This is a genomic window from Streptomyces sp. UF-297 (assembly GCF_058245575.1).
On the sequence record NZ_JBSIBZ010000097.1, the window covers coordinates 22,541 to 36,431 of the forward strand.

Annotated in this window: 11 protein-coding genes; 10 read left to right on the forward strand and 1 reads right to left on the reverse strand. The window is 73.3% G+C overall.

Translation table 11 applies throughout. The features are described from left to right. Positions 1-95 precede the first annotated feature (95 nt). The 4 genes from AC4IJH_RS36705 (at position 96) to AC4IJH_RS36720 (ending at position 6,841) form a co-directional block, all read left to right on the forward strand. Positions 96-1,406 (forward strand): copper amine oxidase, encoded by a 1,311-nt coding sequence (locus AC4IJH_RS36705; RefSeq protein WP_490856317.1) that lies wholly within the window; start codon positions 96-98, stop codon positions 1,404-1,406. 102 nt (positions 1,407-1,508) lie between these two features. Further along, on the forward strand, positions 1,509-2,765 hold the full coding sequence (locus tag AC4IJH_RS36710; RefSeq protein ID WP_490856318.1) for a DUF5919 domain-containing protein: 1,257 nt from the start codon (positions 1,509-1,511) through the stop codon (positions 2,763-2,765). Positions 2,766-2,817: 52 nt separating this feature from the next. Beyond that, positions 2,818-6,036 carry an AfsR/SARP family transcriptional regulator gene (locus tag AC4IJH_RS36715; protein WP_490856319.1) on the forward strand — a complete coding sequence of 1,073 codons (3,219 nt, stop codon included), beginning with the start codon at positions 2,818-2,820 and terminating at the stop codon, positions 6,034-6,036. A gap of 91 nt (positions 6,037-6,127) precedes the next feature. Further along, the gene (locus tag AC4IJH_RS36720; RefSeq protein WP_490856320.1) at positions 6,128-6,841 is read left to right on the forward strand and encodes an exonuclease domain-containing protein; all 714 of its coding nucleotides are present in this window, start codon (positions 6,128-6,130) and stop codon (positions 6,839-6,841) included. A gap of 6 nt (positions 6,842-6,847) precedes the next feature. On the opposite strand, the gene AC4IJH_RS36725 is transcribed toward AC4IJH_RS36720, so the two are convergent. Continuing rightward, entirely contained in the window at positions 6,848-7,738 is an 891-nt protein-coding gene (locus tag AC4IJH_RS36725; protein WP_490856321.1) for an aminoglycoside phosphotransferase family protein, read from the reverse strand. A 278-nt stretch (positions 7,739-8,016) separates the two neighbouring features. Here AC4IJH_RS36725 and AC4IJH_RS36730 point away from each other — a divergent pair, with 278 nt between their 5' ends. The 6 genes from AC4IJH_RS36730 to mgt all read left to right on the forward strand — a co-directional run bounded on the left by AC4IJH_RS36730 (position 8,017) and on the right by mgt (position 13,830). Then, positions 8,017-8,958 carry a carbohydrate ABC transporter permease gene (locus AC4IJH_RS36730; RefSeq protein ID WP_490856322.1) on the forward strand — a complete coding sequence of 314 codons (942 nt, stop codon included), beginning with the start codon at positions 8,017-8,019 and terminating at the stop codon, positions 8,956-8,958. Further along, a complete protein-coding gene (locus AC4IJH_RS36735; protein ID WP_490856323.1) occupies positions 8,955-9,824 on the forward strand; it encodes a carbohydrate ABC transporter permease in 870 nt (289 codons plus the stop codon). The genes AC4IJH_RS36730 and AC4IJH_RS36735 overlap by 4 nt, the downstream gene beginning before the upstream one ends. Further along, on the forward strand, positions 9,824-11,137 hold the full coding sequence (locus AC4IJH_RS36740; RefSeq protein WP_490856324.1) for an ABC transporter substrate-binding protein: 1,314 nt from the start codon (positions 9,824-9,826) through the stop codon (positions 11,135-11,137). Before AC4IJH_RS36735 ends, AC4IJH_RS36740 begins: the two co-directional genes overlap by 1 nt. A 147-nt stretch (positions 11,138-11,284) precedes the next feature. Continuing rightward, entirely contained in the window at positions 11,285-11,413 is a 129-nt protein-coding gene (locus tag AC4IJH_RS36745) for a hypothetical protein (protein WP_490856325.1), read from the forward strand. Positions 11,414-11,638: 225 nt separating this feature from the next. Continuing rightward, on the forward strand, positions 11,639-12,454 hold the full coding sequence (gene erm / locus AC4IJH_RS36750; protein WP_490856326.1) for an ErmE/ErmH/ErmO/ErmR family 23S rRNA (adenine(2058)-N(6))-methyltransferase: 816 nt from the start codon (positions 11,639-11,641) through the stop codon (positions 12,452-12,454). A gap of 176 nt (positions 12,455-12,630) precedes the next feature. Further along, positions 12,631-13,830, forward strand: a complete 1,200-nt coding sequence (gene mgt, locus AC4IJH_RS36755; protein ID WP_490856327.1) for a macrolide-inactivating glycosyltransferase — start codon at positions 12,631-12,633, stop codon at positions 13,828-13,830. Positions 13,831-13,891 lie beyond the last annotated feature (61 nt).

Below are 13,891 nucleotides of genomic sequence, written 5' to 3' on the forward strand. Positions count from 1 at the left end.
GCCCGCCGCCCATGGCCGGCCCTCGGCTCGTACCACGATCCGCCCGCCCTGCGTATCCCACTTCCGCACACGTCACTCCGTACAGGAGCCTTGTCATGTCCGAAAGATTTCCCGGCCGTGCCCGCACCCGGGTCGCCGCGGCGATAGCCGCCCCGCTGCTGCTCGGTACGACCGCGGCCCTGACCGCACCCACCGCCCTGGCCGCCGCTCCCGCTGCCCCGTCGCCCGGATGCAGCGCCGCCTACCAGATCGAGCAGAAGCTCGACGGCGGCACCACCTGGCGCATGTGCTGGCACTACGAGGGCAACGCCGCACTGGTGCTGGACAACATCTCCTACCAGCCCAAGGGTGAGGCCGCCCCGATCAAGGTGCTCACCACCGCCAAGCTCGCCCAGATCCACGTCCCCTACGACGACGGCGTCAACGAGTACGACGACCTCACCGGACAGGGATTCGCCCAGAACCTCCAGGAGCTGGCCCCGGCCGAGTGCCCCGGCGGCAGCATCAAGACGGTCAAGGTGCCCGGCGCCTGGGACCCCGACCACCCCGACGTCAAGGGGCTGTGCGTCACCACCCGCGCCCGCGGCCACGCCTACCGTATGGGCCGCGACCCGGGGGAGACCCGCGGCACCTACCAGCTCCAGGGCAAGGACCTGCTGATCTACACCGTCAACAAGACCGGCTGGTACGAGTACATCACCGAGTGGCGCTTCTCCGGCGACGGCACCATGACCATGCAGGTCGGTGCGACCGGCACCCTCTCGCCCTCCGACTACGACGCGGGCGACGGGCGCGGCTGGCCCATCGGCAAGGGCCCCAAGGCACACGCCACCAGCCACAGCCACAACGTCTTCTGGCGGCTGAACTTCGGCCTGGACGGCTCGGACAACAACAAGGTCGAGCAGTTCGACTCCAAGACCACCGTCTCGCCCGGCGGCGCGCCGCCCAAGACGAAGACGACCCGCACCCCGGTCACCAAGGAGCTGGGCGGGGACGCCGGGCCGCTGCGCTGGTGGCGGGTGGTGAGCGGGGCGGGCAAGAACAAGGACGGCCACCCGCGCTCGATCGAGATCGTCCCCGGGCACACCGACAAGTTCGCGGGCCGCAGCTTCACCAAGCACGACATTTACGTCACCGAGTACAAAAAGTGCGAACAGTTCGCCAGCCACAACCTGGCCAACTGCGGCAGCGGCGCGGGCAACAGCGTCGACAAGTGGGTCAACGGACAGCAGCTCAAACACCCCATCGTCTGGGTCAACATCGGCTTCCACCACATAGCCCGCGACGAGGACCAGGAGCCCATGCCCGTCCACTGGCAGGGCTTCCAGCTCGCCCCCCGGGACGTCACGGCTATGAATCCGCTCACGCCGCCCGCACTTTCCGGTCACAACGGGCACTACGAATAACGGCAGTTGGCGCCGGACTCGGCGCATCCTGCTGCACCGCCTCCCGGACCCGCAGTAGTCTGCCTTGATCGTTGGCACGGGGGTTCGGAAGGCGGTGTGCGGGTGAGCTCGGGCGGCTTGGAGTTGCCCCCAGGTGACGACGGTCACGAGGGTCACGAGGGCGGCTCCGGCGACCCACCGCCCGGCGCGGTGTCCCTGGCCCGGCCGATGGAGATCGGCGCGGAGCTGGACTGGGACTTCGACGCCTGGAACGAGGTGCGCACCCGCGCCCGCCGCGCCGGGCGGGCCTACATCTGGCTCAACCTCGTCGAACAGCGGCTGCGCGCCGTCGTCGCCGCCGTCCTGCGCCCCATCTACGAGCCGGTGCACGGCGAGGAGTGGGTCATCGCCGCGGCCGGCCCGGCCGGCCAGGAGTGGGTCCAGCGGGCGGTCGCGGTACGCGAGGTCAGCCGCCGCAAGGGCTACCTCCTGGACCCCGCCGACGACAACATCGTCTCCTTCCTCACCCTCCCGCAGCTGCGCGAGCTGATGGTGCAGCACTGGCCCTGCTTCGAGCCGTACTTCGACGACCGGCGCGAGGTGGAGCTGGCGCTGGACGAGCTGGAGGTCGCGCGCAACATCGTCTCCCGCAACCGCGCGCTGTCCGAGACGGTGCTGGCGCAGGCCGAGCGGGCCTCGGCCCGGCTGCTGGACATACTCGGCTCCGGCATCGGCACCCGTACGGCCGGACGGCTGCCCATCGACGCCGTCGAGGACCTGGTCGGCGACCGCTACGCCGACGTCATCGGTGTCCACGCGGACCGGGTGCGCCTGCAGCGCCAGCTCCCCGCCGAGGACCTCTTCGCCGGCGCCCGCCGCCTGGACGCGGTCGGCATAGGCCTCAACCTCCTCGTCCAGAACTTCTCGGGCCGCCGCCTGGTGCGCCTGGCGGAGTCCGGCTGCCGGGTGCGCCTGCTCTTCCTGAACCCCGCCTCCAGCGCGGTGCGCCGCAGGGAGCGCGAACTGGGCCTGAAGAAGGGCGAGATGAGCCGCTCCATCGAGATGAACATCCTGCACATGCGGCGCGTACGGGCCCGGCTGCGCGACCCCGGCGCCTTCGAGATCCAGGTCTTCGACGAGACCCCGCGCTTCACGGCCTACCTGGTGGACGGCGACGGCCCCGACGGCATAGCCGTCGTCCAGACGTATCTGCGCAGGAGCCGCGGCATGGAGTCGCCGGTGCTGGTCCTGCGGGGAGGGGCGGGCGCCCGCGGCCGCGAGGTCGTACGGGACGGCCGCACCGACGTCGAGCCCGGCCTCTTCGAGACCTACCGCGAGGAGTTCGAGAGCGTGTGGGCCGACTCCCGGCCGGTGTCCTGAGCCCGGGGACCGCACCGCGGGGCGCGCATCGGGGCCGGGTTAGGTTGGGGGCATGCGATTCGGGGTTCTCGGCACGGTGGAGGTGTGGACCGAGGACGGTACCCCCGTACGGGTCCCGGAGCTGAAGGTGCGCACGCTGCTGGCGAGCCTGCTCGCCGAGCCCGGCCGTATCGTCCCCGCGCACCGCCTCATCGAGGACCTGTGGGGCGAGGACCTGCCCGCCCGTCCCACCGGCGCCCTCCAGACGAAGGTCTCCCAACTGCGGCGCGCCCTGGAGGACGCCGAAGCGGGCGCCCGCGCCCTGGTGGAGTCCCGCACACCCGGCTACCGGCTGGCCGTCGCCCCCGAAGCGCTGGACGTCCACCGCTTCACCGAACTGACCGCCCGCGCAAAGGCAGGCGGCGCACGGGAGCGGGTGGCGCTGCTCGGCGAGGCGCTGGAGGTCTGGCGCGGCCCCGCCTTCGCCGACTTCGACGGGCACGACGCCGTACGGGCCGCGGCGGGCCGGCTGGAGGAGCAGCGGCTGGCCGCGGTGGAGGAGCGGGCCGCCGCGCGCCTGGAACTGGGCGAGCACCGGGAGCTGGCGGGCGAACTGGCCGAGCTCGCGCACCGCCACCCGCTGCGCGAGCGGCTGCGCGAAGTCCAGCTGACGGCCCTGTACCGCAGCGGCCGCCAGGGCGAGGCGCTGGCCGCCTACGCGGCGCTGCGCGGGCAACTGGCCGACGAACTGGGCGTGGACCCGGGCCCCGCGCTGACGCGGCTGCACCAGGCGATGCTGCGGCAGGAGCCGTGGCCGGCCGCCGCCCCGGAGGGCGCCGATGAGCCGCGTACGAACCTGCCCACGGAACTGACCGGGCTGGTGGGCCGGGGCGCGGCCGTGGAGCGGGTGCGCGCCCTGCTGGCCGAGGGGCGCCTGGTGACGCTGACCGGACCGGGCGGGGTGGGCAAGACACGGCTGGCGGTCGAGAGCGCCCAGCGGGCCGTGGCGGACTTCCCCGACGGGGTGTGGCTGGTCGAACTGGCCTCTTTGCGGCGGGCCTCGGACCCCGGCGGCAAGTGCTCGCAGGAGGAGGTGGCCGAGGCGATGCTGGGCGCGCTCGGCATCCAGGAGGGCGCGGCGCCCGGGCCCGTCGCCGAGCGGCTGACCCGAGCGGTGCGCGGCAAGCGGCTGCTGTGGGTGCTGGACAACTGCGAACACGTGGTCGCGGCGGTCGCCGAGGTCGCCAGGACCCTGCTGCGGGCCGCGCCGCACCTGCGCATCCTGGCCACGAGCCAGGAGCCGCTGGGGCTGGCGGGCGAGGCGGTGTGGCACGTACCGCCACTGGAACAGGCCGATGCCGTGCGGCTGTTCCTGGCGCGCGCCGCCGCCGCGGCGCCCGGACTCGCGGTGGAGGACGGCGACGGGGCCGTAGTGGCGGAGATCTGCCGGCGCCTGGACGGCCTCCCACTGGCCCTGGAGTTGGCCGCGACCCGCGTACGGGCCCTGGGGGTACGGGAGTTGGGGGCGCGCCTGGACGACCGCTTCCGGCTGCTGGCCGCCGGGTTCCGTGGCGCGCCGCTGCGCCAGCAGACACTGCGGGCGATGATCGACTGGAGCTGGGAGCTGCTGACGGAGCCCGAGCAAAGGGTGCTGCGCCGGCTCGCCGTGCACGCCGACGGCTGCTCGCTGCCCGCCGCCGAGGAGGTCTGCGCGGGGGAGGGCGTGCGCCCGGCGGACGTACTGGATCTGCTGGCCCGCCTGGTGGACCGGTCCCTGGTCGTGGTGGTCCCCACCGCGCACGGGCCGCGCTACCGGCTGCTGGAGTCGGTGGCCGCGTACTGCGTCGAACGGCTCGGGGAAGCCGGCGAACTGGACGGCGTGCGAGAGCGCCATCTGCGCTACTACAGCGCACTGGCCGAGCGCGCCGCGCCCCTGCTGTACGGGCGCGAGCAGCGGACGTGGCTGGAGCGGCTGGACGCGGAGGCGGCCAATGTGCGCGCGGCGCTGGACCGGGCGGTGCGAGCGGGCGCGGCCGAGCCGGCGCTGCGGCTGGTGGACGCGCTGGCCTGGTACTGGTTCCTGCGCGGGCGGCTCGCCGAGGCGGACCGCCGGCTGGCGGCGGCGCTCGCCGTACCGGGCGAGGTGCCCCGCGCGCTGCGGCTGCGGTGCCTGACCTGGCAGGTCGGCATGGCCTCGCTGGCCGGAGAGGACACCGACCCGGTGGCACGCGCCGCGGACGTGCTGGAGCAGTACGAGGCGGTGGCGGACCCGGCCGGGCAGGCGTGGGCGCACTGGTTCCTGGGCTTCGCCCAGATCGGACTGGGCGACCCGGCGGCCGAGGCGCGGCGGGTGGACCGGGCGCTGGAGGGGTTCCGCTCGGTGGGGGACCGCTGGGGCGAGGCGGCCGCGCTCAGCAGCCGCTCGATGCGCTCGGGGGATCCGGCGGGGCGCCGCCGCGACGCCGAGGACAGCGCCCGGATATTCGCCGAACTCGGGGATGGCTGGGGACAGTTGCAGGTGTCCGGCACGCTGGCGTCGTTCGCCGTGGTGGCCGGCGACCTCGCGCGGGCGGCCGAGCTGCACGAGGGCGGGCTGCGCATCGCGCAGGACCTGGGGCTCGGCATCCAGGTCTCCTACGAGCTGTCCGGTCTGGGGCGTATCGCCCTGCTGCGCGGTGATTTCGCGGCGGCGCGGGAACTGCACGAGCGCGCCCAGCGGGTGGCGGCACAGCAGTCCCATCTGCGCGGCGAGATGTACGCCGAGACCGGGCTGGCCATCGGCGCCCGGCGCGAGGGGCGGCTGGCGGACGCCGAGGCGCACTGTCTGCGCTGGCTGGAGTGGTGCCGCGGGCGGGACGGCGACATCGGCGCGGCGCTGCTCCTGGCCGAGCTGGGGTACGGCGCCGAACTGCGCGGCGATGCGGCCCGGGCCCGGCAGCTGCACCTCGACAGCTATGCCGCGGCGGGCGTCTCCGGCGACCCGCCCTCGGTGGCCTTCGCCCTGGAGGGGCTGGCGGGGGCACTCGCGCTGTCGGGGCAACCGGTGCTCGCCGCGCGCCTGTTGGGGTGCGCCGCCACCGTCCGTGCCGGGGCGGGGACGCCGCAGGCGGCGGGGGAGCGGGTGGACGGGGAACGCATCACGGCGGCGGTGCGCGGCGGCCTGGGGGAGGCGGCCTTCGCCGAGGCCTTCGGGCAGGGGGCGGCACGGTCCGCGCGGGAACTGGTCGCGGTCGTCCGGGAGTGGGGCGCTTGCGCCGAGGAGATGGGCGGGCAGGGGGAGTCGGCGAGTTGAGGGCCGGGGGGTTCCCGGGCCGCGGCCGCGTTGTCAGCGGTGCGTGGGAGAGTAGGGGAACACGGGGGACGCACCACTGAAGGAGGCCACCATGGGCTGGCATCAGGAGCCGCTGATCGGCTTCGACCTGGAGACCACCGGCACCGACACCGAGCGGGACCGTATCGTCACCGCCGCGCTGATCAGGCTGGACCCGGACGGCCGCCGGGCCGCCGAGCGGACCTGGGTGCTGGACCCGGGGGTGCCCATTCCCCAAGAGGCGGTGGCCATCCACGGCCTGTCGGACGCGTTCGTGCGCGCCCACGGCCAGGCCGCGGCGGCGGGTGTGGAGGAGATCACCGAAGCGCTCGTCCAGGCGCTGCGCGAGGGCCTGCCGCTGGTGGTGATGAACGCCCGGTACGACCTGACGCTGCTGGACCGCGAGTGCCGCAGGCACGGTGTGCGCACGCTGTCCGAGCGGCTGGGCAGCGACATCGCCCCGGTCATCGACCCGCTGGTGCTGGACAAGCACGTGGACCGCTACCGCAAGGGCAAGCGCACCCTCCAGGCGCTCTGCGCGCACTACGGGGTCCCGCTGGACGGCGCCCATGAGGCGGGGGCCGACGCGGCGGCCGCGGCCGGCGTGGCCCGCCGCATAGGCGACAAACAGCCCACCGTCGCGGTCCTTGAGGTGCCGGCGCTGCACACCCTCCAGCAGGAGGCGGCGGCCGAGCAGGCTGAGTCCTTCCAGCAGTACCTGCGCCGCTCGGGCAACCCCGAGGCCGTCATCGAACCGTCGTGGCCGCTGGTGCCGTTCCGCGGCTGAGCGGCGTCAGAAGGGATACCACCGCACCGCCGCATCCCCCTCCCGCAGGGAGGCGACGCGTCGGCGGAATTCCCTGAGCGCGGCGGGATTTCCCGGCGCGTGCTGTGAGACCCAGGCGCAGCTCGCCGTCTCCCGGGAGCCGCGCAGCACCGCACACCCCTCCCAGTCACGCACATCCCAGCCATAGATGCGTACGAACGCGTCATAGGCGTCGGCGGCCAGCCCGTAGCGGTCGCGGCTGAGCGCCATCACCACCAGGTCGTGCTCGCGCAGATCGGAGGAGAAGGTCTCCAGGTCGACCAGCACCGGCCCGTCGGGACCGATATGGACATTGCGGGTCAGCGCGTCGCCGTGCACGGGGCCGCGCGGCAGATGCGGCTCCAGCGCGGTGGCGGCCGCCGCGAAGGCGTCCCGCCTGCCGCGCAGATACTCCGCGTCCTCGCGCGAGACCGCGTCCCCGGCCAGCCGCAGCCAGCGCTCCACCCCGCTCAGCAACTCCCGCCGGGGCAGCGCGAACGGCGGCTCGTCCAGGGCGTGCACCAGCCGCAGCAGCGCGGCCAGATCGGCCGGCTCGGCGGGGCGTACGGCTTCCGGCAGCCGCTGCCAGACGGTGAGGGGATGCCCGTCCACCAGGCGCGCGGCCGGCTCGGCGGCCCGTACGGCAGGCACGCCCTGCTCCTGCAGCCACCGGGCGACCCGCAGTTCGTGCTCGGCCCGCGCCAGGAGTTCGGCGCTGCGGCCCACGCGCAGCACGGGCCCGCGCTCGCCGAGGGCGAAGACCGCGTTCTCGCCGAGCGAGACCAGCTTGGCGTCGGCCGCCGCGTCCGCATGACCGGACGCGGCCAGCACGTCCCGGGCGCGCCCCTCGGAAAAGGGGGTGGTGCTCGGTTCGCTCATGGTGGCCTCCTGCGGTGCGTATTGGAGGCCAGTGTCTCAGGCGAGGTGATCTGCGCCGATGTCCGGCCGCCGGGGTGCCGATGCCCGGCCGCCGGGGCGGGGATCGTTGCGCGACCGATGCCCAGCCGATGCTTGACTGCGCCAAGATCCCTCACCACTATGACGGCGGCTGCTCGTCTGCGGGGGATGCGTGTTCGATCTCGGCCGCCACCTTCTGGGCGGCCGCCCGCCCGCGGGGAACGCGCGGCCGATCCAGCCGCCCCGAAGGAGTTGCTGCCGTGACCCTCGCGACCGCGTCCGCACGGTCAACACGCTCCGCACACCGGCACAGACGCGACGTCGGCGCGTGGTTCCTGGTCCTGCCCGCGCTGATCCCCATCCTCGTGCTGAGCGTCGGCCCGCTCCTGTACGGCATCGCGCTGGCCTTCACCGACGCCCAGTCGGGCCGCACCCAGCCCACCCAGTGGGTGGGCCCGCTGAACTTCTCCGACCTGCTCAAGGACTCCCTGTTCTGGGACTCCTTCCGCATCGGCCTGGTGTGGGCGCTCGGCGTCACCGTCCCGCAGTTCTTCCTCGCCCTGGGCCTGGCCCTGCTGCTCAACCAGCCGCTGCGGCTGCGCTGGCTGGCCCGCGCGCTGGCCATCGTCCCCTGGGCGATGCCCGAGGTCGTGGTCGGCATCATGTGGCGCCTGGTCTACCACCCCGACGCGGGCATCCTGAACGAGACGCTGCGCACCCTCGGCCTCGGCGGCCTCTTCGGCCTGGGCGACGACGGCCGGGACTGGCTCAGCGGGCTGGCCACCGCCCTGCCCGCCGTGATCGTCGTCGGCGTCTGGGCGGGCATGCCGCAGACCACCGTCTCGCTGCTGGCCGGCCTGCAGAACGTCCCACGCGAGCTGCACGAGGCGGCGGCCGTGGACGGCGCCGGAGCCTGGCGGCGCTTTCGTACGGTGACCTGGCCCGCCCTCAAGCCCGTCGCCCTGGCCATCACCGCCCTGAACTTCATCTGGAACTTCAACTCCTTCGCCCTGGTCTACGTCCTGACCGACGGCGGCCCCGGCGGCCGCACCCGGCTGCCGATGCTCTTCGCCTACGAAGAGGCCTTCCGCTACGGGCAGTTCGGCTACGCCGCCGCCATGGGCCTGGCGATGGTCGCGGTCATCTCCGTCCTGCTGGCCATCTACCTGGCCGGCCGTCTGAAGGGGGGCGAGGAGCGATGAGCGCCGGGCCGAGAGCACCACGCCGCAGGCCGCGCGCCCGCCGCACCGCCACCCGCGCCGGCCAGTACGCCGCCCTGCTGTGCTATCTGCTCTTCCTCGTCTTCCCCTTCCTCTGGCTGCTCTCCACCGCCTTCAAGCCCCCGCGCGAACTCGCGAGCATCCACCCCACCTGGATTCCCCAGGACCCCACCTGGGACAACTTCCGCCAGGCCTTCGAGGAGCAGCCGCTGCTGCGGGCCGCCGCCAACAGCCTGCTGGCCGCCGCCGTTTCGGCCCTGATCGCCATCGTGCTCGCGACGCCGATGGCCTATGTGCTGGCCCGGGTGCGCAGCCGCTTCTCGCGGGCCGCCACCGGCTGGGTCGTGATCAGCCAGGCCTTCCCCCTGGTCCTGATCATCATCCCGCTCTTCCTGATCCTGAAGAACCTCCGCCTGATCGACTCCCTGGCCGGCCTGGTGCTGGTCTATGTGGTCTGGTCGCTGCCGTTCGCGCTGTGGATGCTGACCGGCTACGTACGGGCCCTACCACGGGAGTTGGAGGAGGCGGCGGCGGTGGACGGCGCGGGGCGGCTGCGTACCCTGCGCTCGGTGACCGTGCCGCTGCTCGCGCCCGGCATCGCCGCCACCGCCCTGTTCGCGTTCATCACGGCCTGGAACGAGTTCTTCTTCGCCCTCGTCCTGCTCAAATCCCCGCAGAAACAGACGATGCCGGTGATTCTCACCCACTTCCTGGGAGCCGAGGGCGTCGCCGACCTCGGCCCGCTGGCCGCCGCCGCGCTGCTGGCCACCCTCCCCAGCCTGGTGCTCTTCGCCTTCATCCAGCGCCGTATCACCGGTGGCATGCTCGCAGGGGCGGTGAAGGGCTGATGCGCCGCCGCACCCTGCTGGCCGCCGCGGCCGCACTGCCCGCCGCCGCCCTGCTGCCCGGCTGTTCGGACGGTGACGAGCCGGCCGACGACGGCCGGATCACCCTCCGCTTCCAGTCCCTGGCCTGGCAGAAGGAGTCCGTACAGGCCAACAAGGAGCTGGTCGCGCAGTGGAACCGGAGCCACCCCGGCATCCGGGTCGAGTACGTCCAAGGGGCCTGGCCCACCGTCCACGACCAGCTGCTGACCGCCTTCGAGGGCGGCGAGGCCCCCGACATCGTCCACGACGCCTCCGACGACCTCGCCGACTTCGCCTACGGCGGCCACCTCGCCGACCTCACCGCGCTGCTGCCCGCCCGCCTCAAGGCCGACATCCCGCAGCGCAGCTGGGGCACCGGCACCTTCAACGGGCGCGTCTACGGCGTCCCCTTCCTCCAGGAACCCCGCGTCCTGGTCGCCAACCGCAAGCTCCTGGCGCGCTCCGGTCTGCGCCGTCCCACCCCCGAAAACCCCTGGAGCTGGAAGGAGTTCGCCGACGCCGCGTCCGGGCTGACCGGCGGCGGCACCTACGGGGTCGCCTGGCCGCTGAAGGACCCGGTCTCCGCCACCCTCAACCTCGCCCTGACCACCGGCGGCCGGATCTTCGGGCGCCGCCCCGACGGCCGGGCCGAGATCCGCTTCGACGCCGCCGACCAGATCGTGCCGCGCGCCATCCACCACCAGGTCAACGTGGCCCGCAGCGCGCCCCGTACGACGCTGGGCATGGGCGGTTCCGACACCCTCCCCGGCTTCTTCGCCGGGCGCTACGCCATGGTGCCGCTGGGCTTCTCCTACCGCCAGCAGATCGTGCAGCAGGCGCCCGAGGGCTTCGAATGGACCGTGCTCCCCGCCCCGGCGGGCGCGGGCCCCGACCGGGGCGGCGCCGCACGGCTCGGCCAGGGGGTGAGCCCGCAGACCCTCTCCATCGCCCAGGACTGCCCGCACAAGAAGGAGGCGATGGCCTTCATCGACTTCCTGCTGCGGCCCGCCAACATGGTGCGGCTCGCCCTCGGCGACTGGATGCTGCCCACGGGCAGCGCCGCCCTGAAGGACCCCCGGCTCCGTACGGCACACCACGACTGGGCCACCGGCGCCGCGCTGGCGAGCACCCTCCAGCCCGCACCCGCCCAGTCCGTACGGGGCTATCCGGAGTGGAAGGACAAGATCGCCACACCGGGTCTCCAGGAGTACTACAGCGGCGCGATCGACCTGGACGAGCTGCGCGGCCGCCTGGTGCGCGACGGCAACCTGGTGCTCGCCCGCTACCAGCGCTGACCGCCGCCCGGCCCGGCCCGTCCGCCCGGCCCGGCTCGTCCGCCCCGCCCGGTGTGCTCACTTCACCCGTTGCATCCACTTAGCCCGGTTCGTCCGCCGCCGGAAATGCGTTGCGCGAGCCGGGCCGTACTGCCTACCGTCGCCCCCATGAGCAGCAGTGCAGCAGCGGGCGTCGGCGCCCTGACCCGTATCTGCGGTCCTGGCCACGCCCAGCCCTCCCGGCGTCTGCGGCGTGGCCCCGGTGCCCTGACCGGTCCGGCGGCCCGCGGTAACTGACGTTCTCTGACGTCCTTTTGGCGAGGCGATGACCTCGCTCCATTTCGCGCTGCCTTGGTGCCGCGGCGTGACGTCCGCTGCCTTTGTGCCACAGCGTGATGTCCGCTGCCTTTGTGCCGCGATACCGCCGCCTTCGCGCGCCGCGGTGCGACCGCCGCTGCCCCCTTTCTCCGGTCCGGGCCCGCCTCGTGCTGCCTCGCCCTCTCCGGAGAAAAGGACGCCGTCATGGCCGCCCGCCCGACCCGCGCGCTCTCGCAGAACTTCCTCGCCCGCCGCGCCACCGCCGACCGTTTCGTCCACGCCCTGCGCACCGCCGACCGCGCGGCCGGCCACCGCCGCCCCGGCCTGCTGCTCGAAGTGGGCGCGGGCGAAGGCCTGCTGACCGAGGCGCTGGCCCCGTACGCACACCGGATGCTCGCCTACGAGATCGACCCCCGGCTGCTGCCCGCCCTGCGCGCCCGCTTCGGGCGCCCCGACGGACCGTACGGCCATATCCGTATCCAGGGCGGTGACTTCCTGGAAGCCCGCCCGCCCCGCGAACCCTTCGCCCTGACCGGCAACCTCCCCTACTCCCGCACCTCCGCGATCGTCCACTGGGCGCTGCGCGCCCCCGCGCTGACCGCCGCGACCTTCCTCACCCAGCTCGAGTACGCCCGCAAGCGCACCGGGGACTACCGGCGGTGGAGCCTGCTGACCGTACGGACCTGGCCCACCCACCAGTGGCGGCTGTGCGGGCGCGTGCACCGCGGCGAGTTCCGGCCCGTCCCGCGGGTGGACTCCGGGATTCTGCGCATCGATCACAGGCCGGTCCCGCTGCTGGCGCCGCGCGAACTGACCGCGTACCGGCGGATGGTGGAGGCGGGCTTCGCGGGCGTCGGCGGCTCGCTGTACGCCTCGCTGCTGAGGGCGTACGGGCCGCGCGGGCTGGCGGGGGCGTTCGCGCGGGCGGGGCTGGAGCGGGAGACGGTCGTCGCGTTCGTCGCCCCGCGGCAGTGGCTCACCCTCTTCGGCGCGCTGCACGGCACCTGTCCGGGCCGCTGAACCGGGCCCGGCGACCCCTACCCCATTGCACGATACGTATCGTCTCGCCTAAGGTGGTGGACATGTACTTCCCGTTCTACGAGTGACGACACCTCGTACCGCCCCGCTCGTCCCGATCGTCCGCGCCGCGACCCGGCGCCGATCCGTCACGTCTTCACTCGAGGAGAGTGCACGCCATGCCGCGCACCCAAAAGCCCGCCCATATCGCCATGTTCAGCATCGCCGCCCACGGTCACGTCAACCCGAGCATCGAGGTCATCCGCGAGCTCGTCGCCCGCGGTCACCGCGTCACGTACGCCATCCCCGGCGCGTTCGAGGAGAAGATCGCCGAGACCGGCGCCGAGCCCAAGGTCTATACGACCTCGCTGCCCACCGACGACGACCCGGACGCCTGGGGCACGGAACTGATCGACAACATCGAGCCGTTCCTGAAGGAGGCCATCCAGGCGCTGCCCCAGTTCGTCGAGCTGTACGAGAACGACCGCCCGGACCTGATCCTGTCCGACATCACCGTCTACCCGGCCCGGGTGCTCGCCCACCGCTGGGGCGTGCCCTTCGTGCAGCTCTCGCCCAACCTGGTGGCCTGGGAGGGGTACGAGGAGGAGGTCTCCGAGCCGATGACGGCGGAGATGAAGGCGACGGAGCGCGGCCGGGCGTACTACGCGCGCTTCATCCAGTGGCTGGCCGACAACGGCATAACCCAGCACCCCGACCCCTTCGTCGGCCGCCCGGACCGCAGCATCGTGCTGATCCCCGAGGTCCTTCAGCCGCACGCCGACCGGGTGGACACCTCCAAGTACACCTTCGTCGGCGCCTGCCAGGGCGAGCGGGCGAGCCAGGGGGAGTGGCACCGCCCGGCGGACGCCGAGAAGGTGCTGCTGATCTCGCTGGGCTCGTCCTACACCAAGCAGCCGGGGTTCTACCGGGAGTGCATCGAGGCCTTCGGCGATCTGCCCGGCTGGCACGTCGTCCTGCAGATCGGCAAGTTCGTCCAGGAGTCGGAACTCGGCGAGATCCCGGCCAACTTCGAGGTGCACCACTGGGTCCCGCAGCTGGCCATCCTCAAGCAGGCCGACGCCTTCATCACGCACGCGGGCGCCGGCGGCAGCCAGGAGGGGCTGGCCACCGCCACGCCGATGGTCGCCGTACCGCAGGCCGTCGACCAGTTCGGCAACGCGGACGTCCTTGAGGGGCTCGGTGTCGCCCGCCACGTGCCGATGGAGCAGGCCACCGCGCAGACGCTGCGTACGGCGGTCCTGGAGCTGACGGGCGACCCGGAGGTCGCGCGCAAGGGCCGGGAGATCCAGCGGAAGATGGCGACGGAGGGCGGCACCCAGCGGGCGGCCGACCTGGTGGAGGCGGAACTGCCTGCCTGAGGGATGCAGTTGGCCCGTGAGGGCCCGGTGCCGGTGGCGAGGGGCGAGATCCCGCCACCGG

Coding starts and splice junctions, on each gene's coding strand:
- AC4IJH_RS36725 (WP_490856321.1), bottom strand. CDS start 7,738: ATGAGCGAACCGAGCACCACCCCCTTTTCCGAGGGGCGCGCCCGGGAC.
- AC4IJH_RS36705 (WP_490856317.1), top strand. CDS start 96: ATGTCCGAAAGATTTCCCGGCCGTGCCCGCACCCGGGTCGCCGCGGCG.
- AC4IJH_RS36720 (WP_490856320.1), top strand. CDS start 6,128: ATGGGCTGGCATCAGGAGCCGCTGATCGGCTTCGACCTGGAGACCACC.
- AC4IJH_RS36745 (WP_490856325.1), top strand. CDS start 11,285: ATGAGCAGCAGTGCAGCAGCGGGCGTCGGCGCCCTGACCCGTATCTGC.
- AC4IJH_RS36740 (WP_490856324.1), top strand. CDS start 9,824: ATGCGCCGCCGCACCCTGCTGGCCGCCGCGGCCGCACTGCCCGCCGCC.
- AC4IJH_RS36715 (WP_490856319.1), top strand. CDS start 2,818: ATGCGATTCGGGGTTCTCGGCACGGTGGAGGTGTGGACCGAGGACGGT.
- AC4IJH_RS36735 (WP_490856323.1), top strand. CDS start 8,955: ATGAGCGCCGGGCCGAGAGCACCACGCCGCAGGCCGCGCGCCCGCCGC.
- erm (WP_490856326.1), top strand. CDS start 11,639: ATGGCCGCCCGCCCGACCCGCGCGCTCTCGCAGAACTTCCTCGCCCGC.
- mgt (WP_490856327.1), top strand. CDS start 12,631: ATGCCGCGCACCCAAAAGCCCGCCCATATCGCCATGTTCAGCATCGCC.